This is a genomic window from Candidimonas nitroreducens (assembly GCF_002209565.1).
Classification (GTDB): Bacteria; Pseudomonadota; Gammaproteobacteria; order Burkholderiales; family Burkholderiaceae_B; genus Candidimonas; species Candidimonas nitroreducens.
The window spans coordinates 15,563-34,447 of record NZ_NJIH01000007.1; the positions used below are offsets into that span (position 1 = coordinate 15,563).

Below are 18,885 nucleotides of genomic sequence, written 5' to 3' on the forward strand. Positions count from 1 at the left end.
GCGCCTTATTCGTCCGCGTCGTCTTCGGCTGGGTAGTGTTCACGAGATTCCAACGCCAACTTCAACGTGCGCACCGCATCATCATGATAGCGGCGCGCCGCCTTCACAGCCTTGGCTGGTTCGTTGGCGATAATGCAATCCACCATCTCTTCGAGATCTTTATAGATGGACTCGGCCCTGCCCGGCATCATGATCGAATGATACCAAAGTCGTACCAATTGAGTATTCAGGTTGCGGACGACCTTCGCAGCGGTTTCATTCCCCGAAATGCGCCAGATTTCTTCTCGTACCCGACGCCCTATGGCTCCCACGCCCATAGGATCGCCTTTCGATAAAGCAACGCGCACCTTGGCCAACTGCGCCTTGAGTATCGGGCCATCGTCCTCTTGGGCCTTTTCGGCTGCCTGGCGAACCAACAGGGTTTCCACCACGCCGCGCACTTCGAAAATTTCGACCGCCTCTTGGGCGCTAACCAAGCGGACACGAGCGCCGCGAAACGCGGTACTAACAACCAACCCGTCTTGCTCCAGCCGCGCCAATGCGTTACGGATATTGGCACGATTCGTTTTGAATTTCTCTGCGTAATCCGCTTCAACGATGCGCTCGTTGGGCATTATCTTGCCACTGAGAATCAAGTTCTTAAGTAACGTATACTCAGACGGCGCAGCTTTACCTGCCGCCTCGCTCTCTTTTTTTGGCATTTTATGAAATCTGAATTGTGAACAACTCAGTATACAGGAATTTATAAACCCGGAGCCTTTCCTGCAACTGGTGGAGGAACGTAGGTCGGAGACGTGGCCGCCAGGCTCCCGGCCAGATTCACCTCATAAGCGCTGTCTTCGACAAATAGGGCGGGTACCAACAAGCGATTTTCCTGAGTCACGATATGCTCTCGGGCTGGAGGCCAAACACCAGGCTTCCACGACTGATTCCGAATGCGCTCCCGATTACGCAGGCCTGGACACCCCCACAAGTGGATAACTCGATCGGACTTCCCGGTAGCGCTCACCCAACATCCTGCAAGCGGGCCATGTTTGATTCTATCGGGTAGCCCCTTTTCCCATGCCTGCAAGACTGCTTTCATCGTCCCCTGCCGAACTGTATCGATCGCAAGTTCGTACATAGACCAGCGGGCCTGGGCTTCCATCTCTTTCATGAACGGCGCCGGTTGCAGCAATTCGACTTCTTGCGAGACAAGGATATCCGCCGCTTGCGGCGGCCAGATATTCCCTGCCCCCAAATCAGACAGCGACTGCTGCCGCCGTGACATATCCTCGAAGCTCCAGATATGCACCACCTGGTTCAACGAGCCGAAGCCGGAATACGCCGTATCGTCATCCGAGGTCCAGCAACCAGCGAGGCGACCATACTTCCGGCGGGCTGCCACGGCGTCGGCCAACCGCTCAAGATACTGATAGCAGGTACCCGGGCGCAGTGTGTCCACCACGAGTTCGTAAAGCATCTTCCGTCTCCTTGTTGAAAGCGATGCCATGCCCAAATCTGAACGCCTTACTTGTTCAGCCAGACGTCCTCAAAGCGATAGGTGTTGTAAATACTATTCGTCGCACGCACTGCGTTCTTGACATACGGGTATTGGCATACGCCCAGATAACTGGTGAACAACGCAGGTCTGGCAGCCTGCTGCGCGATACGACGATCAATGGCATGAACCAGTTCCAAACGCTTTTCCTGATCCGCGATCTGTGACTGCTGCTCGATCATCTCCTGTGTCTTGGAGTCGCAGTAATTACTGTAATTGCGAGAAGATTTGCAGGACAGCTGCTCGAACAGGATCACGTCTGGATTATCAATGGCAGGTGCCGCCGACCAGAGGGTGAACTGATAGCCTGCCCTTCGAGTCACTCGTTGCCCCCAGACGCTGATGTCGACCGCATCGAGCGTCACGTCGATGAATATCTTGCGGAGCTGATCCGCCAACAAGGTCGCTGGCGTCACGTGTGCGGGCCGGTTGACGACCATCAACTTAAGCTGCTTATGGTGCTCAGAGCTATACCCCATCTGCTCCATCAGCTTCCTTGCCGCCTCTCGATTCTTTTCTACGTCCGGATCGAACCCTGGCAAACCTTTCATTTCTTCGGTCGTCAGCCCCCATGATCCTGCCGGCGGCGGCATGAAAATACCCGTCGCGACGGCATGACCCTGCGTCATGACTTGAGCCAACGCTTTACGATCGATCGCCAACATGATCGCGCGACGCAAACGGTCATCCTTCAGCGCGACTTCGTTGGGGTTGTAGATCAGCTCTCCCAAAGTGAACAACGCCGCCAAATCGCAAAGAGCATCCGGCTGCTGGGCCTTGATGTTCTTCTCGCCGTCCAGGCTAACATCCGCCCAGGTCATGTCCAATTGCCCAGAAACAAAAGCCAAGGTGCGCGTGCCCTCGTTGGGGATTACACGATACTCGATCGCATCCAGATACGGCTTGCCCTTCTTGAAATAGTCCGGGTTGCGCACCAGCTTCACTTCGCGATTGCGGCGATACTCAACCAACTTGAATGGGCCGGTTCCGATAGGATGCGTACGCATCGTTTGGCCATCCACATGGCACGGATACACAGGCGAGAAGCCCGATGCCAGGAACGAAAGCAAGGAGGGCTGCGGGTGATCAAGAACGAAGCTGACTTCGTAATCGCCATGAGTCACCACATCTTTCAGATTCTCGTACCAAGACTTGCGGGGATTCTTGCGCCATCCGCCATCACGCACGCCGCGAATGGTATCCCAAGTGCATTTGACGTCTGCGCTAGTAAACGGCACGCCGTCGTGCCACTTGACTCCGTGCGCGAGTTCGAATGTCAGCACCTTGCCGTCATCGCTCCATTTCCAGTGCTCGGCCAGATCCGGCTTGATATTGCTGGGCAGGCTTTTTTTAGCGAGCTGGTCGAACACCACCAAGTTATTGAAGATGGGCATGAACGGCACCAGCGTCGACGACGTGGTTTCTTCCGCAACCGAAGCTGAGGGCGGATTGTCGCGCAATGGCGCATGCAAAGTTCCCCCGCGCTTTTGCGCCATCGAAGATGAGCAAATCGCAATGCCGAAAATAGCTGTCAGCAGCACTGGCATCAGCAGGGATTTCCCGTGTGTCATTTCGTGTCTCCTTTCCTTGTTAATTACCGCGCCTGAATCGCCTTTCTGAGCGATGAAAGGCTGCCACCATCTTTCAGTTTTCCCGGAAGAGGGTGGCCGACGATGCGCTCGGCCAGGCGAGCTGCTTCGATTAATCGGTCTAGATCGAGCCCGGTCTGATGGCCCATTTCTTCACACATGAAAGCGAAATCCTCGGTGCATAGATTCCCCGCCGCCCCTTTATGCGCCGCGAACGGGCATCCCCCGAGGCCGCCAATCGATGTATCGAACTCCCTGACACCCATATCGATGCCGGCGAACGCGTTGGCCATTGCCATTCCCCGCGTATCATGCAGGTGCAGCGAAACCTCGATGCCGGAATATGTGTTGTAGATGGCATCCAGGCTCCGGCGAATCTTGTCGGGGGTAGCCCATGCCATGGTGTCGGACAAGCCGATCCGCTCGATCTTGCATCCGTATTCCGCGGCGAACTCGTGCACCGACTCGATCACACCCATCAAAGCATCGAGCCCGATATCACCCTGGAAATTGCAGCCGAAGGCAGCGCTGACATTGCCGCTGTTGGCTGGCGCAACGCCGAATTTCCCAGCAATGTCGATCATTTCGCGTTTGCGCCGTTTGCGCATCGCGGGCGTGGCATTTTCGTTACGGGCAAGGAAAGCCTCGGAAGCGCACACACTGAACCCGATTCCCTCTATGGACAGCCGCCCGGTGGCTATCGCTCGCTCCAGGCCCCTCGGATTCATGTAGAGCGCCGTGTACTTGACTCCCGGCCTCATCTTGACCCCCGCTACGACCGCTTCCGCGTCCGACATGCTGGGCACTTTCTTCGGATTGACGAACGAGGCAATCTGGATTTCCTGCAGGCCCGCCTCGGTCAAGGCATCGATCAATTCGATCTTGTCAGCCGTGGGAATAGACGCACTCTCGATTTGAAAACCCTCGCGAGGGCCATCCTCGTTGATACGGATCGAATGTACTTGCCTACTCATTGTGAGCTCATCATTGATAAGAGAAATCGGATCTATCCATCTTTTTGCCGGTATGGAGCACGCCTTTTTCTTCTAACGATGCGATTTCATCCTCGTCGAGTTCTGCCCATGCGACAACCTCCCGGTTATGCTCCCCGATCTTCGGCGCTGGCCTGAAAAATTGAGACGGAGATCCGGATAACCTATTGGGGAATCCATACATGGGGACATATCCCATTTCCTCATCCGGCAGTTCCACAACGGTTTCGGCCTCCTGAAAATGGGGATCTTCCATAATCTGAGCAACGGTATAGACCGGAGCACCACTGATTTCTTTTTCTTCAAAAAACCGAACCGCCTCTTCCTGTGTCAGTTGACCCAGGTAGTCCTGTACCCAGCCCTTGATTTCGGGGCCGTGATTGTTGCGGCCACGCACGCCGGCATATTCCGGGTTCTTGTTGTATTCGCCCTTTCCTATAGCTTCCAGCATGCGCTGCGGCATCGGCTCCATCGAAGCGGTGTACGTGACGTATTTATGGTCACGTGTCATGTATAGATTCTGGTTGGCATTGCGAACCTTGAGCTTCCCGGTAACGCGATAGTTCGCCGCTTGTGCGCCTAACGCGATGAACAGAGGGTTGAATAGCGGTTGGTCTATGATCTGGCCGCGCCCACCATTGACCTCTACCTCGCGCACCGCGGCCAAGACAGCCAAAGCGCCGCAATAGCCCGCACAGGTATCCGCCAACGGCCCAGGTGGCAGGATAGGCGGGCCATCGGCGAATCCCGTCGCTTCAGCCATGCCACACATGCCTTCCACCAACGTGCCGAATCCAGGACGTTTCGCGTAAGGGCCGGTCTGGCCGAACCCGGTGATTCGCGCAATTACCAAACGCGGATTGATCTCATGCAGAAGCGCCGGCGCAAGCCCCATTTTTTCCAGCGTACCCGCCCTGAAGTTCTCAACCAGAACGTCCGCCTTGGCAACCAAGCGCTTCAACAAGTTCATGCCCTCGGATTGGCGTAGGTCCAGGCCTATGCTCTTTTTGTTCCTGGCCAGCGACTTCCAGTCGGTCGAAATTCCGCCTTTAACCCAAGCGCGCAGGCTGTCCCCGCGTGGCGGCTCGACCTTCACCACTTCGGCTCCCAAGTCGGCCAGCATGAGAGTGAGCGTATTGCCCGACACCAAGCGGCTAAGGTCGATGACACGGATCCCTTCCAACGGGCCCGTCAATTGAGGCTGAAATTCTTTCTTTTTGATAGACATCTGAGTATTTTCAAAGTGGGTTCTTCAATAGTTCCAATAGCTGCGCTTCACGAGCGGAAACGGCTGCGGCCAGCTCCAAGGTGCCCCTTGCCGCGTCGACTACCGGCTTGTCCACCATCTTCCCTTTGAATGAAAATGCTCCTCGCCCCGCACCAAATTCGATATCGGCTTCGGCGACGATCTGGCGCGCCTCCTCGATCTCCTCGGGAGTCGGAGCATATTCTTCGTTAAGGATCCTGACTTGGTTCGGGTGTATGGCGCCGCCGCCGCGAAAGCCGAATTTCTTCGATGCTCGAATAACCTTGCGCATACCCTCGAGGTCGGTGTAATTGGCGATGGAGCCAAGATAGCCGCCACTGTCCAATCCGGCGGCCTTGGCCGCATAGAAGATGACCTGCTTGGGGTATAACAGCGTTTCCGGGCTCGCCTCGAAACCACACGCAGCAGCGATGTCCAGGCTTCCAAGCCCAATACCTACCAGCCTCGGATCTGCCGCAGCAATCTCACTCGCACGCTGCAAGGCTTGTGGTGTCTCGAGCGAAGCCGTCAAGGTAATCCCTCCGACGGGCAAGCCGCGCTCGTACTCCAACTTCCCGATATATTCGGACACCAGGCGCACATGGCCCGCACTGTCGACCTTCGCGATGCCGATACTGTCGATACCCGGAATCACTGCGGCCTGCAGATCCTGCACCAACATGTCCAATTGGCGGTTGACACGCACCTTGATCCAGGCGCCTCCCCGGGACACCATGGGAACCACCCCAGGCAGTTTCAAGCGGGCAGCGCCCTTGGCATTGAGCGCGACTCCGTCCTCGAGATCGAGCGTGATGCTATCGGCCCCACGCAGATGCGCCTTGGCCAGAAACCTATCGTTGCTAAGCGGCACGATCAAGGACGATCGAGAAAGACGTAGCGGCCGAGCTGGGTTGATCATATTCATTTCACTCAACACTGAAGCTACTGTGCAAGCGCCGAAACCGGCATCTTGAAGCCAAGTCGCCGCGACACCATATCCGCCGCGGCCCGTAACGCGCGGGGAATATTGCCGTCCCAGGCGGGATCGATTTCGTCAGATTTGCCCGACACCGTGAGCACGAAGGCGATCATTCCCGACACATCAAATATCGGGGCGGAAAAAGCGTTGATTGCAACCTTGTGAATGGGTGACTGCTTCGCCAGGGCGGCACGGCCGATGCCTCGTCGTTTTACTTCAGCGATCACCGCATCGAGCTCATCCCTGGCGACCAATCCCTGCCGGATCTCGGCATCAAGAATGTCGCCACATATTTCACGTGGCAGGAATGCCGCAAAGACCTGCCCCGTGGCCGACTGCGTCGAGGTCAGCACGACACCGGTGCGCAAGTTGGCGCTGACCGGCTTCGCCGACGGCTCCCAGCGGATAATAGTCGGGCCCCTGTTTCCCCACACCGCAAGCGATACGGTGTGTCCCAATTCCAGGGCGATTTCCGGCAGCGCGGCACAACCTACGCGCACCGCCTCAATGTGCGCGACATTCGCGGCACCGAGCTCAGGGGAGATCTGCCCCAGGTCGTGCGCGTATGCCACCATGTACTTTCCCGAGCCGAACGCCAGCGGCTTGCGGCCCGTCTTGTGGAAATTTTCAACCTGACCGATATAAACGACATGGTCTCCGCCCGGAACGGTCTGAAGCTTTTTACATTCCAGATAGGCGGCACACCCGTCGATAACGGGAACATCGCCTATGCCGGATTTGACGGCGACCCCCTCGAATTTCCGATCACCGCTCTTGGCGAATCGGTTCGATACTTCGATCTGTTCCGAAGACAAAATATTCACGACGAATCGATCCGAATCGCGGAAGGCGGCGTGGCTCGTCGAAGTAGTCGATTGGCTCCACAACACCAGCGGCGGATCCAGCGACACTGAGCTAAAAGAGTTGGCCGTCACTCCATACTTTCGGCCTTGCCCATCTACCGCGGTAACCACAGTCACCCCAGTAACGAAAGTGCCCAGCACGTCACGCAACGCGCGCGGATCAATGGCTGCTCGGTCGCTCATGATTCGCCCTTCAGCCCTGAAACTTCTTGTGCCAGGGACTCGGCAGCCCCGGCACCCTGACACGCAGCGTATAGACCGAGGTCAGCGCACAAATGTAGAGCGTCTTGAGATCGTCGCCACCGAACGTAAAATTGACAGGCCGCTCGGTGCACTTGATGATCCCCACCCTTTCGCCCTCGGGCGTGAAGACCCAGATGCCGCCGGGCCCCGTGCAATAGACACGGCCCAATGCATCGACCTTCACTCCGTCCGGAACCCCCTCAGCTTGGTCGAACGTCATATCACCGATGATACGGCGCCCGGTGATGTTGCCTTGCGCATCAAAAGCGATTACATGCAAATACTTCATGAACCGGGTATTGGCAACATAAAGGTGGCGCTCATCGGGCGAATAGGCGAGCCCGTTCGGGTATTCGCAGTTGGCCACGAGATGAATCGAACCATCCGGCGCCAAACGCCAGATCGCGGCGTCCAGCTCCCTCTCCTTCACATCGACGCGCTTATCTGGGTCTGTGAACAACAAGCTTCCGTCGGATCGGCAGATGACGTCGTTCGGGCGATTCAATTTCTTTCCGTCAATATTGTCGACGAGGATCTCGGCTTTGTCCGTCTGAGGATCCCAGCGGGTCAGGCGCCGGGCCAGGCCTTCACACTGGACGATGCGGCCCTGCAGATCGAAAGTGGTGCCGTTTCCATTCGTCGTCTGTCGCACCAACTCGGGTGTCCCGCCTGGCTTGATGCGGTAGAGCTTGTCGTCGCGGACATCCGCAAAGTAGAAATAGCCTCTGGGATCCCATAAAGGCCCTTCCGTGAATACATACCCTGTGGCGATTCGCTGCGGATGGGCGGATTCCAAAAGATCATTGGCGTACATTTGCTATTTCCTGTCTGCCTGGCTATCGGAAGCCATAAAGTTCTGAGGGGTTCTGAACCAGGATGCGGTTCAGCGTGGATTCGTCGGACACCCATTCGGCCAGCATGTCGATGAGCACCGCATCGTTGGGCATGGTGCGATCCCACATGTTGGTATGCGGCCAGTCGCTTCCCCATACCAGCCGCTCGGGCGCATGGGCAATAAGGGATCTTGCTACGGGGATCACGCTTGGATAAGGCGGCTCTTCGTTCGTGATCCGCATGGGCCCAGAGATCTTGACCCAGAACCTGCCCGTATCCAACAGGCGCAAAAGCGCCTTATGCAGTGGTGACTCCAGCCCAGCATGCGCGGATGAATGCGCAAAATGATCCAGCACCACGGTGTGATCCAGGCGCTCCAGAAAATCGGCGTGATCGAGCAACTGGTCTGGCTTGGAATAGAACTGGACATGCCACCCGAAATTCGAGATTCGCGCCAATAACTCTGGCGTCAAGTCATCGATGTTGCGCGAGAAAATGCGGATTCCCTTCACGCCCAGCTTGTCGAGCCTGGCCAGATCCTTGTCCGTGACACCTCTGGGTAAGCGCACAATGCCGCGCAAGCGATCCGGATGTGCAGCTAAAGTGTCGGCTAGGTGTTCGAACGTCTGGCCGTAGCCGCCGCCGCTCACGAGCACCGCACGGCTCAAACCCAGCGTATCTTGCACTTTGAAATACATGTCTGCGGTCGCGTCCCCAGAGACATAAGAAGCATCCGGCGCAAACGCGTATTTGGAAATCGGCCCGAACATATGGAGATGACAGTCGACCGATCCTTGCGGCAGCTTGAGCCTGGGCGTACGGGGGTGCCAATCGGGAGGAGGAGTTAATTTCGGCACGCTCGGGCTCCTAGAGATCAATGACACCGACATTGTCTTTGACGACAAGCTTCGTACCGAGGCCCTCCGAAAGTTTCCTCATTCGCTCCAGGATAACGGCGCCGGCTTGAGGATCTGCCAGATACGGCCGACCGTCCGTCTTCATATGGTGACCCGATCCCACGGGACGCGTGACTTCCCCTCGGACAGCGGGGTTTCGGCCTAGATTGACCGGATACAAACGGATCTGCTTGACCCTGTGACCTTCCATCTGTACGCGAAACAGGACACTTCCCCACCACAATGTATCCACCAGACCGGGATGCAAAGGCTCGGAGGCCGGATTGTGCTTTGGCAATTGATCGGGATCGTGCCCCCAGGATTCATAACTGTCGGCGGGGACACGATCGTTGAATTCGGACTGCGCAAAGAAATTTCCCAATCCGTAGAAAATTGGCTTTCCCTTGTAGATTTCAATGCCCAGCGTGCGGTGCCAGCCGTGCCCGATATACATATCGGCGCCCGCATCGATGCAGGCTTTGGCAAACTCAACCGCGTACGCCGGAGGAGTGTCGCCGCGCGCGCCCTCCGACGTGGCGGTATGGTGCGACACAAGTACCATGTCTGCCATGGCGGACGCCTCCTGCACGGATCTTAGATTCGCTTCGAGATCCTTCACATGGCATTTGCTAAATATCTTGAACTCTGGCCCCTCGGTAAAAACCGGTACCGATCGATTCGACGCCAATTCGGGAAACTGCAAGCGGATTTCGCCCTCGACAGCATCGAATCGTCGGTAATCGATATGCAGTTTCTCGACAATCCGGCGCAACTGTGCGGCCGCTTCGCCATCTACTTGGTGATTCAGGTGCACACGCAGGGGATTCATGCCGGGCCGCCCCTTCATGGTCGCCTTGGGCATGCCGGCCCACTCGTTGTTCTTGTTGCCGGTGCCGACCGAAATCAGTGCAGCACGCCCGCGCCGGGTTTCGCGATATCCCGGCTTGCGCGCCTCTTCCAGGTCGCGGCCTGTTCCGGCGTGCGCAATTCCAACACGCTTGCAGTGCCCGATTGTGGACAAAATGCCGTCCGGCCCCCAATCAAAGCTGTGATTGTGCGCCAGAGACATCATATCGACACCCGCCCACTTGAAATCATCCGCAACCTGGCCATCGGCGATCATGAAACTAGCCACCCAATCATTGCGCGAAGGGAAGTTGATCTCTTCGGGATCCCCGAAATTCATTTCGAGGTGCGCCATGGTCAGATCCGCCTCACGCATTAGTTCCACGATCTGCAGAAACTCTGGATCTTCGCACTGCGAAAACGGACGAGAGGCCATACACTCGCCGGCCAGCACGATATCCCAGGAATTCGATGCCATGTTCCACCGCTCCTATTTGTTGGTTGGAAGTTCTGTTGACGGGGTGTAGTACTCAGGCCAGCGCTTGAACACCACGGGACTGGTTGAGGCATACATGTGACAGGTATTCAGGTTACGAGGCGGTTCGGTGCCCATTTGCCCCCCTCGCCTCTTATTACGGGCACCATTCGTAGATTGATACGCAACGGCAGCGACTCGGCTCAATAGTTCCCACTGATGCGTACAGCCATAGACTCCGCCGACCAAACGGGCTAGATCCTTGGTCCATCCTCGCGCAATGCGCCGACCCTTCAGAAGGGCGAACCTGTCGCTCATTGCGCCGCAATCCCCATACGGCCCTGCCGCCGTATAGGCATACGACTCTTGTATGACCATATCCAGATCTATGGTCAACCGCAGCCTCATGTCGTGAGCAGGATCACCGGCTGGGAGATCTCGCTCGCCGGCGCGCTGCGGCCAGAAGTGTGTCTTGCGATCGGTGAGCCGGCCTTCGATGTCCCATAGGCCATCGTCGCGTTCATAGCCGCAGCATTCGATGGTACGGATGTGCATGAGCCGACGCGGGTAATTTGCCGGCGGCAATCCAACACTCATGCACCCCCCTTAGCTCTTTATTTAGAAAACTTAATAGACATCTATATTGTTAACTATTTTTCAGGATGCGTCAATATCAGGCGCATCATTTCGCAGCCTTTCAACGCAAATGGCAAGCCGCGAAATGGCCGTTGTCGATCTCACGCAACACGGGCTGTTCTACTTTGCAGCGGCCGAAGGCGTACCGGCACCTATCATGGAAATGGCATCCCGCCGGTGGGTTGATGGGACTTGGCAGTTCGCCCTTCAGCAGCACCCTCTCTCGCATGGCGGCAGGATTCGGAACGGGCACCGACATCAGCAGCGCCTCGGTGTATGGATGCAGCGGTTTGGAAAACAAATCGTGCTTATCGGCGTATTCGACGATGCGCCCCAGATACATCACTGCTATGCGATGGCTGATGTGGGCAACCACCGCCAGATCATGAGCAATGAACAGATAGGAAATCTTCTGTTCTCGCTGGATGTCCATCAGAAGATTGATGACCTGCGCCTGAATAGAGACGTCGAGCGCCGACACCGGCTCGTCAGCAACAATCAACCGAGGTCGCGAAGCCAGGGCACGTGCAATGCCAATGCGCTGGCGTTGGCCTCCGGAGAATTGATGCGGATAGTTGCTCATCTGGGAAGCCCGTAGCCCGACCCGCTGGAAAAGCTCTTCGACCCGCTCTTTGCGCTCTTGCGCGTTTCCCATGCCATGCACGACCAGAGGTTCCGCCACCAGGTCTCCGGCCACCAGCCTAGGATCGAGCGATGCAAATGGGTCTTGGAAGACGATTTGCAATTGGCGCCGATACGGCTGCATTTCCGTTCTGCTTAGAGGGGCGATGTCCGTGCCGTCGATATTGATTTGCCCGGAAGTGGGCTCGACCAGCCGCATGACCGTTCGCGCAACCGTCGACTTGCCACAACCGCTTTCGCCAACCAGCCCAAGAGTCTGGCCTTCGGGCACCGTGAAACTGACGCCGTCGACGGCGTGGACGTAGTCGTGCTTGCGGGAAAAGAGACCGCCTCCGATACGATATTTCTTGACCAGGTCAACAACTTCCAGAACAGGAACGCCGGCTTTTTCATCTGGCCTCATTACGCTCGATGTATCCACACTTTTCTCCATAGAGTTTCTCTGAATGCCAGCACGCCACATAGTGGCTCTGCGACTTTTCCTCGAACGGCGGGTACTTCTGCCGGCAAATGTCGGTCGCGTGCGCACAGCGCGGGGCGAATGTGCAACCATCCGGCAGGTCAATGAGCGCCGGCACGATGCCCGGAATTTCTTGCAGCCTGCCGTTCTCCTGGCCGGTCGTAGCCAGATCCAGGCGCGGGACTGCATTGATCAGTCCGCGGGTATACGGATGTAAGGGCCTTTCAAAAATCTCAGCGACCGGGGCTTCCTCGATTTTTTTCCCCGCATACATAACGATTACGTGCTGGGCATTCTCGGCTACGACTCCCAGGTCATGTGTGATGAGTACAATTGCCGTACCGAACTGCTCTTGGAGCTCTTTCATCAGGGCTAGAACCTGAGCCTGGATCGTCACATCCAACGCGGTCGTTGGCTCGTCTGCGAGCAACACCTTGGGATTGCACGCAAGCGCCATGGCAGTCATGACTCGTTGACGCATTCCTCCAGAAAGCTGGTGCGGGTATTCACGGGCTCGGCGCTCGGCCTCTGGAATACGCACTAATTTCAACATTTCAACAGCCTTCTGCAGCGCCGCGCGCTTGGAAATAGGCTGGTGCAAGACGATCGCCTCGGCTATCTGATCTCCCACAGTAATGACAGGATTGAGCGAGGTCATGGGCTCCTGGAAAATCATAGATACCTCATTGCCGCGCACCTGCCGCATTTCCTCTTCCGACAAGCCCAGAAGATCTTTGCCGTCCAGCGTAATCGTTCCCCCAACCGTACGGCCGGGAGGAGATTGCACCAAGCGCATGACCGACAGTGCCGTCATACTTTTCCCACATCCCGACTCGCCCACGATGGCAAGCGTTTCGCCAGCGTGCACCTGGAAGGAAACCCCATCCACGGCCTTGACCAAGCCATTGCGCGTGAAAAAGTAGGTCTGCAGCCCATCTACCCTCAACACCGGCTCAGCCGGCGTACCCGTCACGGGATTCGTTACCGTGGCTATGAATGAATCTCGTTTCATTGCTCCTCCTTCGGGATTCTTCAATTGCCGCGCCGGCGCGGATCAAGCATGTCTCGCAGCGCATCGCCGAGCAGATTCGAGCCAAATACGGCCAGGCTGATGAAAACCCCTGGGTATATCAGCAGCCACGGTGCCGTCCCGATATACTCCGCTGCCGAGGTCGACAGCATCTTGCCCCACGATGGGTAAGGCTCAGGAATGCCCAGCCCGAGAAAAGACAGCGAGGCCTCTATCAGTATCGCCCCGCCAAGATTGGCCGTTGTCAGCACGATCAATGGCGCCAGGGTATTGGGCAGCACGTGCCGGATGGCAATACGCCATTCACGCATCCCCGCCGCCCGCGAAGCCTCGATGAATGGCAGCTCACGCAACGCCAAGGTATTGGCGCGTATGACGCGCCCCATGACTGGCGTCTTGGTAATGGCAATCGCCAGAATCGTATTGAATACCGAAGGCCCTAGGACAGCGGCCATCGCCATCGCCAGGATGAGGCTGGGAATGGCTTGTAATATCTCGGACAACCGCTGCAGGATCAGATCAATCGTTCCTCCCGTGAAGCCGCCGGTCAAGCCAATGACGATGCCGAACAAGGTTCCCAGCAAAGTGGCACTCACGCCTACGCCAATCGATATCCGCGCCCCCAGGATAATGCGGCTCAGAACGTCTCTACCCAGATTATCCGAACCGAACCAATGTTCCAGCGATGGCTTACCCAACGATAGTGCCGGATGTGTGGCAAGCGGGTCGTAGGGCATCAGAACATTGGCGAATATAGCAAGGAAGATCAGAACCGCCATGATCAAGGCCCCAAGCGCACCCAACGGATACTGCTTCACAAGGAATATATATCGGCTCATACGGCCACGGACATTCGCTCCGGCCCGGGTAAGTTCGGCCTCGTAATTGATTGTGGGTTCCATGGTCACCTCGCTATCAGTACTTGATCCGCGGATCGAGCGTCGCATAGCTCAGATCCACGATGAAATTGGCCAGTACAGCGGCGAAGGCAATTAGCAGCACCAAACTCTGGACGACCGGATAATCGCGCTGGTTTATTGAGTCGACCAGAAAGCGGCAAACGCCGGGAACATTGAAAACAGTTTCCGTGACGACCAATCCACCAATCAAATGCGCCGCCTCGAGCCCGACCACGGTGAGCACGGGCAGAAAAGCATTTTTCAAAGCATGGCGCAGATTAATGACAAGTGCCGACGCGCCTTTCGCCTTCGCCGTGCGAATGTAGTCCTGGCTTAGGATTTCCAGCATCGAAGAACGGGTCAAGCGCAAGATCAGCGCCGAGCTGCGGAAGCCGACGACCAGTGCGGGTAAAGACAGAATGGCCAACTCCTGCATCAGCGTATGTTGGCCCATGGGATATATCGGAATGAATCCGAAGGTATAGACGAAAAACATCAAGGCAAGCAGGCCGATCCAGAATGATGGCAGCGACAGCCCGCTGATACTGATGACTCTCAAAATATTGTCCGTGGCGGAATCTTGCTTGACCGCGCTTAAAACGCCCAGCGGCACGCCGAGTATGGTGGCGAAGAAAATGGCCATACCTGCCAGTTTCAGCGTTACAGGCAGCCGGGACAGAATCTCTCCCCTGGCAGGCCTTTCCGAAATGAATGAATAGCCGAAATTGCCGTGCAACACGCCACCGATCCAACTTGCGTACTGCTCAGGCAGCGGTTTGTCCAGCCCGAGTTCCTTCGTGATGGCCGCTCTCTGCGAATCGTCCACATATCCTGCGGAATCGAACAACACGTCGACGATATCCCCCGGGATCATCCGCATCATCGAGAAAATAAGGATCGATACGCCTACCAGCGTCAGGATCATTAGGCCGGTGCGCTTGATGATGTATGTAGCCACTTGTCATCTCCTTGGAATTTTGCTCTGGCAGGCTCACAGGCCCACACTCGACCCGGCAGCATGCGCCCGGAGCGCATCGACGACCCCCGCGGCCACTTCAATGCCATTCAGTTCGGCGGCAGCACGAGCTCTCGCGCTACGCTCTCCGGGCAGCCTGATGTCGCCCATGCCGGCTTGTCGTGGCGCGTCCTTGACGGACTGCAGCCATTGGGACAAAGCACTACGATAAGCATCTATACTTCCTGAAAGATCCGGACGCACGGCTATCATCAGTGCGCCAGGGCCGCCTTGGTGTGGAAGCTCTTGCGTGCTGCACATCAAACCCAGGGCATGAATGGCCAGAGACAGCGCAAAACCCTTATGGCCTCCGAACGGCAACAGCAGTCCATCGGCAGCAGCGCCGGGATCCGTCGTGGGGGCTCCGTAGCGATCCAAGGCCACACCCTCAGGCAGTTGGATTCCGAGCCGCCTCCGATACCGAACCTCGGTCATCATGAACGCCGACGTACCCATATCAATAAGCAAGGGCTCCGTTTCAGTAGGAAATGCGAACGCGATCGGATTAGTTCCCAGCACCGGAGCCCGACCTCCGGGCGCAGCAACGACCGGGCTGGAAGCAACGGTGTGAATGCCGACGTAGCCGGCCTTGGAGAGCATTTCCACGTAATACGCGCTACGGCCGCTCATCCAGGTGTTGCACACACCGACCATCGCCATCCCGTGTATCTCGGCCCGCTCAGCTGCGCTCTGTGCCGCCTGATGCAACACGTACATGCCGTTGTGGTTTCCGCCGTCCAGCAGGCAGACAGGCCCGGTTCGGTTGCTCCACGTCATAGCTTGGCGCGGCTGCGCGAAGCGCGGGCTCTCGATCAGATTGAGCAATTTCGGCAGGCCTGAATAGCCATAGCCGCACATGGCTGCATCCACGACATGGTCGGCAATGATGTCCGCTTCTTCTTCGTCCAGCCCTACGCGTCTGAGCGCCTCGACTCCGAGGGCCTTCGCATCCTGCATCGACATACGTACGGTGGAACTACTGGAATATTCCATTGAACTCAGCCACAAGTCGTGAACTTCGCACCTTAACCTGGTGTTCTCGCGGCCGTCAATAATGGTTAACACTATTGTTATTTATTTGATTTGCTAGAACCACCATCAGCACCATGCCACGTTTTCACAGCTTCTATCAACTTGATTATCAAATAGTAAACCAAATCGTTGACACAAAAAACGATTGACTCCTAGAATGGCGTCGACAAGCGTAGCCGCGCTGAATAGACAACACATCTATAGGAGGAAGTGAAATGCGAAGTATTTTTCTGACAACTGCCCGCGGCTTAGGGCTGGCAGTGGCACTTTGCGGAACTCAGACAACGCACGCGCAGAAAGACGGCGGAACGCTGCATCTGGTGGGGATGAACCCGCCCAGCGCGTCCATTCACGAAGAATATACGGTGGACGTGCAAAGAGCCTTCATGCCTGTGTTCAATAATCTCGTGCTTTTCGACCAATCCGCCCCCCATCACACCGCCAAAACGATCAAGCCCGACCTGGCAGAGAGCTGGTCTTGGGATCCCACCCATACTATTCTGACCTTCAAGCTGCATCCGGGGGTGAAATGGCACGATGGCCAAGCCTTCACCGCCAACGATGTCAAATGTACCTGGGATACCCTACGAGGAGCGCGCAATGCGGGCTGGCGTTCCAATCCACGCGGAGGCTGGTATAGCAACCTGAAAGACGTCACGGTCGACAATGACCTGCAGGTCAGCTTCCATCTGGCCCACCCCCAGCCCTCCTTGTTGTTGTATCTGGCAAGCGGGCTTAGCCCGGTATATCCCTGCCATGTAAGCGCGCAGAAAATGCGCACGCTGCCTGTAGGGACAGGGCCGTTCAAGGTGGTTTCCTTCGACCGAGGGCAAAGCGTGACCCTCGTCAAGAATCCTCACTACTTCAAGAAAGGCTTGCCTCATCTCGATGGAGCCACGGTTCGGCTAGTAGCGGGCGGATCCAGCATTAACCAGGAGCTTGGCTTTACCTCGGGCCTGTTCGACCATGTCATTCTGCCCCCGGAGCGCGTCAAAGAGGTGCAGAAAAACAATCCGACGGCCTCCTGCGAGGTTATTCATTCTTCCACACAGCTCGTGCTGGTGATGAACTTGGCAAAGGCGCCGTTCGATGACGTGAACATTAGACGCGCATTCGCCTATGCAATCGATCGCAGCGCATTCGTGAAGATCGGCAATGGCGCGTTCGAGGCGGGCGAACTATTCAGCCCCAACTCAGAATGGGGCCGACCAATGTCGGCGCTGACATCGTTCCCCGGGTACAACCCAGATGTCGCAGCCAATATCGAGAAAGCCCGAGCCTTGATGCGCCAAGCCGGCTATGGCCCCGAAAAACCGTTGTCCATACATCTTATTACTCGCAATTCGAGTTCTTATATACCGCCTACCACGCTGCTGGCGGATCAACTCAGCAAGATCTATGTCAAAGCCGATATACAGCTACTCGAATCCAAAGTCTGGTATGCAACGCGTTCGCGTAAAGACTTTCAGGTAGCGGTCGACGTAGCCGGTACTGCCGTCGACGATCCCGATGATTACCTCTCGCGGCTAACCTGCGGCTCGCCCCTGAATGCCTCCAACTACTGCGATAAAAAAGTGGGCGAGCTGATGCAGGCACAGTCTCGAGAACTGGACGAAGCCAAACGCAAGGAACTGGTCACCAAGATCTCCGACATTCTGATGCAGGACGCGGTTCGCCCCACGCTCTACCACAAGGGCATGGGCTTTTGCACAAAATCCTATGTCAAGGGACTGACCATCGCGGATAATGGCGGGCACTTCAACAGCTGGCGTCTGGAAGATGTTCAGCTAGACAAATCGGCCAAATAGGCCCACAAGGCCGGATGCGCGCGCAGCAGACGCATGCGCATCCCGGCCCAGTGCTTTTTGTCACGCCGCCCAATACAATGCGGTCGGGTTATCGACGAGGATCCGTTCGCGGGCCGTATGATCGGGAGCCCACCGGGCCAGCATATCGAACAATTCCGCTCCGTCCGGCCGTGTGCCTCGAACCGTGGTATGCGGCCAGTCTGTGCCCCACAACATTCGCTGCGGGGCCGCAGCGATGAGTTCCTGGGCGACAGGATCCAAATCGACATAGGCTGTTGCGCCATCCGAAACCGTATATACCCCTGACAGCTTGAGATAGGTGTGCCCCCGGTCGAGCAGGCGCTTGACCGCGTCCGCTCCTGGCGGCCGCATGCTGAGCGGCCGAGCCAGATGAGCGAAGTGGCAAAGAACGATCTTGCATGGCAGCGCCATCAAAACAGCCTCGGCATCCATGAGCTGCCGTTCACGAACGACGAATTCCAGGTGCCACCCTCTTGACGCCAGCCTGTATGCATAAGCACGAATATCGTCGACGTCGGGAGGGTTGTCGCGAGCCAGATATAGGCGCGCCCCTCGCACCCCCGCGGAGTTCATACGATCGAGCTCGGCTTCCGGAGTCTGCAGCGTAATGTGGGCAACACCACGCGCCGTGTCGCCGAGTTGCTCGAGAGCGTCCAGCATCGCCCGATTGTCACCACCGTAGCTGGATGGATAAACCAATACGGTACGGGACACGCCCAACCGACGCCGCAGCCTCAGCAAGGCCGCGACATCAGACTCCGGCCCGTCGCGGCCTGCAACACGCGGGAAGCGCCGGTCGAAGATGTGCACGTGGCAGTCGGTGGCCCCAGCCGGCGCCG

Annotated in this window: 18 protein-coding genes; 1 reads left to right on the forward strand and 17 read right to left on the reverse strand. The window is 57.0% G+C overall.

All coding sequences use genetic code 11. The annotated features are described in order from the left end of the window. Nucleotides 1-5 precede the first annotated feature (5 nt). The 16 genes from CEY11_RS12210 to CEY11_RS12285 all read right to left on the reverse strand — a co-directional run bounded on the left by CEY11_RS12210 (nt 6) and on the right by CEY11_RS12285 (nt 16,178). Nucleotides 6-701, reverse strand: coding sequence for a GntR family transcriptional regulator (locus tag CEY11_RS12210; RefSeq protein ID WP_088603688.1), 696 nt, complete (start codon nt 699-701; stop codon nt 6-8). A gap of 41 nt (nt 702-742) precedes the next feature. Continuing rightward, a complete protein-coding gene (locus CEY11_RS12215; protein ID WP_158215292.1) occupies nt 743-1,462 on the reverse strand; it encodes an NIPSNAP family protein in 720 nt (239 codons plus the stop codon). Between the two features lie 47 nt (nt 1,463-1,509). Continuing rightward, the gene (locus tag CEY11_RS12220) at nt 1,510-3,111 is read right to left on the reverse strand and encodes an ABC transporter substrate-binding protein (protein ID WP_088603690.1); all 1,602 of its coding nucleotides are present in this window, start codon (nt 3,109-3,111) and stop codon (nt 1,510-1,512) included. A gap of 23 nt (nt 3,112-3,134) precedes the next feature. Next, a complete protein-coding gene (locus tag CEY11_RS12225; RefSeq protein ID WP_088603691.1) occupies nt 3,135-4,103 on the reverse strand; it encodes a hydroxymethylglutaryl-CoA lyase in 969 nt (322 codons plus the stop codon). 10 nt (nt 4,104-4,113) lie between these two features. Next, complete coding sequence (locus CEY11_RS12230) at nt 4,114-5,349, reverse strand: CaiB/BaiF CoA transferase family protein (RefSeq protein WP_088603692.1); 1,236 nt, start codon at nt 5,347-5,349, stop codon at nt 4,114-4,116. A gap of 10 nt (nt 5,350-5,359) precedes the next feature. Continuing rightward, nucleotides 5,360-6,292 (reverse strand): HpcH/HpaI aldolase/citrate lyase family protein, encoded by a 933-nt coding sequence (locus CEY11_RS12235; RefSeq protein WP_088603693.1) that lies wholly within the window; start codon nt 6,290-6,292, stop codon nt 5,360-5,362. 17 nt (nt 6,293-6,309) lie between these two features. After that, entirely contained in the window at nt 6,310-7,392 is a 1,083-nt protein-coding gene (locus CEY11_RS12240; protein ID WP_088603694.1) for a flavin reductase, read from the reverse strand. A 10-nt stretch (nt 7,393-7,402) separates the two neighbouring features. Beyond that, nucleotides 7,403-8,266 (reverse strand): SMP-30/gluconolactonase/LRE family protein, encoded by an 864-nt coding sequence (locus CEY11_RS12245; RefSeq protein WP_088603695.1) that lies wholly within the window; start codon nt 8,264-8,266, stop codon nt 7,403-7,405. A 22-nt stretch (nt 8,267-8,288) separates the two neighbouring features. Next, nucleotides 8,289-9,143: an amidohydrolase family protein gene (locus CEY11_RS12250; RefSeq protein ID WP_233154857.1), complete on the reverse strand. Its 855-nt coding sequence runs from the start codon at nt 9,141-9,143 to the stop codon at nt 8,289-8,291. 10 nt (nt 9,144-9,153) lie between these two features. Further along, the gene (locus CEY11_RS12255; protein ID WP_088603697.1) at nt 9,154-10,506 is read right to left on the reverse strand and encodes a CapA family protein; all 1,353 of its coding nucleotides are present in this window, start codon (nt 10,504-10,506) and stop codon (nt 9,154-9,156) included. 12 nt (nt 10,507-10,518) lie between these two features. Then, on the reverse strand, nt 10,519-11,100 hold the full coding sequence (locus CEY11_RS26095; protein ID WP_088603698.1) for a DUF2889 domain-containing protein: 582 nt from the start codon (nt 11,098-11,100) through the stop codon (nt 10,519-10,521). Between the two features lie 100 nt (nt 11,101-11,200). Next, nucleotides 11,201-12,214 carry an ABC transporter ATP-binding protein gene (locus CEY11_RS12265; RefSeq protein ID WP_233154858.1) on the reverse strand — a complete coding sequence of 338 codons (1,014 nt, stop codon included), beginning with the start codon at nt 12,212-12,214 and terminating at the stop codon, nt 11,201-11,203. Continuing rightward, nucleotides 12,171-13,253: an ABC transporter ATP-binding protein gene (locus CEY11_RS12270; protein WP_088603700.1), complete on the reverse strand. Its 1,083-nt coding sequence runs from the start codon at nt 13,251-13,253 to the stop codon at nt 12,171-12,173. The genes CEY11_RS12265 and CEY11_RS12270 overlap by 44 nt, the downstream gene beginning before the upstream one ends. 20 nt (nt 13,254-13,273) lie before the next feature. Continuing rightward, complete coding sequence (locus tag CEY11_RS12275; RefSeq protein ID WP_088603701.1) at nt 13,274-14,173, reverse strand: ABC transporter permease; 900 nt, start codon at nt 14,171-14,173, stop codon at nt 13,274-13,276. A 13-nt stretch (nt 14,174-14,186) separates the two neighbouring features. Further along, complete coding sequence (locus tag CEY11_RS12280) at nt 14,187-15,128, reverse strand: ABC transporter permease (protein WP_088603702.1); 942 nt, start codon at nt 15,126-15,128, stop codon at nt 14,187-14,189. A 33-nt stretch (nt 15,129-15,161) separates the two neighbouring features. Beyond that, nucleotides 15,162-16,178, reverse strand: a complete 1,017-nt coding sequence (locus CEY11_RS12285) for an Ldh family oxidoreductase (protein WP_143322807.1) — start codon at nt 16,176-16,178, stop codon at nt 15,162-15,164. A gap of 254 nt (nt 16,179-16,432) precedes the next feature. Between CEY11_RS12285 and CEY11_RS12290 the strand changes: the two genes are divergently transcribed. Then, a complete protein-coding gene (locus tag CEY11_RS12290; protein ID WP_088603704.1) occupies nt 16,433-18,025 on the forward strand; it encodes an ABC transporter substrate-binding protein in 1,593 nt (530 codons plus the stop codon). 60 nt (nt 18,026-18,085) lie between these two features. On the opposite strand, the gene CEY11_RS12295 is transcribed toward CEY11_RS12290, so the two are convergent. After that, entirely contained in the window at nt 18,086-18,856 is a 771-nt protein-coding gene (locus tag CEY11_RS12295; RefSeq protein WP_158215293.1) for an amidohydrolase family protein, read from the reverse strand. Nucleotides 18,857-18,885: the final 29 nt, after the last annotated feature.

Excerpts from the sequence above, each read along its gene's own strand:
- CEY11_RS12230 (WP_088603692.1), bottom strand. The coding sequence starts at position 5,349 with ATGTCTATCAAAAAGAAAGAATTTCAGCCTCAATTGACGGGCCCGTTG.
- CEY11_RS12220 (WP_088603690.1), bottom strand. The coding sequence starts at position 3,111 with ATGACACACGGGAAATCCCTGCTGATGCCAGTGCTGCTGACAGCTATT.
- CEY11_RS12285 (WP_143322807.1), bottom strand. The coding sequence starts at position 16,178 with ATGGAATATTCCAGTAGTTCCACCGTACGTATGTCGATGCAGGATGCG.
- CEY11_RS12270 (WP_088603700.1), bottom strand. The coding sequence starts at position 13,253 with ATGAAACGAGATTCATTCATAGCCACGGTAACGAATCCCGTGACGGGT.
- CEY11_RS12235 (WP_088603693.1), bottom strand. The coding sequence starts at position 6,292 with ATGAATATGATCAACCCAGCTCGGCCGCTACGTCTTTCTCGATCGTCC.
- CEY11_RS12265 (WP_233154858.1), bottom strand. The coding sequence starts at position 12,214 with ATGGAGAAAAGTGTGGATACATCGAGCGTAATGAGGCCAGATGAAAAA.
- CEY11_RS12210 (WP_088603688.1), bottom strand. The coding sequence starts at position 701 with ATGCCAAAAAAAGAGAGCGAGGCGGCAGGTAAAGCTGCGCCGTCTGAG.
- CEY11_RS12215 (WP_158215292.1), bottom strand. The coding sequence starts at position 1,462 with ATGCTTTACGAACTCGTGGTGGACACACTGCGCCCGGGTACCTGCTAT.
- CEY11_RS12255 (WP_088603697.1), bottom strand. The coding sequence starts at position 10,506 with ATGGCATCGAATTCCTGGGATATCGTGCTGGCCGGCGAGTGTATGGCC.
- CEY11_RS12225 (WP_088603691.1), bottom strand. The coding sequence starts at position 4,103 with ATGAGTAGGCAAGTACATTCGATCCGTATCAACGAGGATGGCCCTCGC.
- CEY11_RS26095 (WP_088603698.1), bottom strand. The coding sequence starts at position 11,100 with ATGAGTGTTGGATTGCCGCCGGCAAATTACCCGCGTCGGCTCATGCAC.
- CEY11_RS12275 (WP_088603701.1), bottom strand. The coding sequence starts at position 14,173 with ATGGAACCCACAATCAATTACGAGGCCGAACTTACCCGGGCCGGAGCG.
- CEY11_RS12245 (WP_088603695.1), bottom strand. The coding sequence starts at position 8,266 with ATGTACGCCAATGATCTTTTGGAATCCGCCCATCCGCAGCGAATCGCC.
- CEY11_RS12240 (WP_088603694.1), bottom strand. The coding sequence starts at position 7,392 with ATGAGCGACCGAGCAGCCATTGATCCGCGCGCGTTGCGTGACGTGCTG.
- CEY11_RS12290 (WP_088603704.1), top strand. The coding sequence starts at position 16,433 with ATGCGAAGTATTTTTCTGACAACTGCCCGCGGCTTAGGGCTGGCAGTG.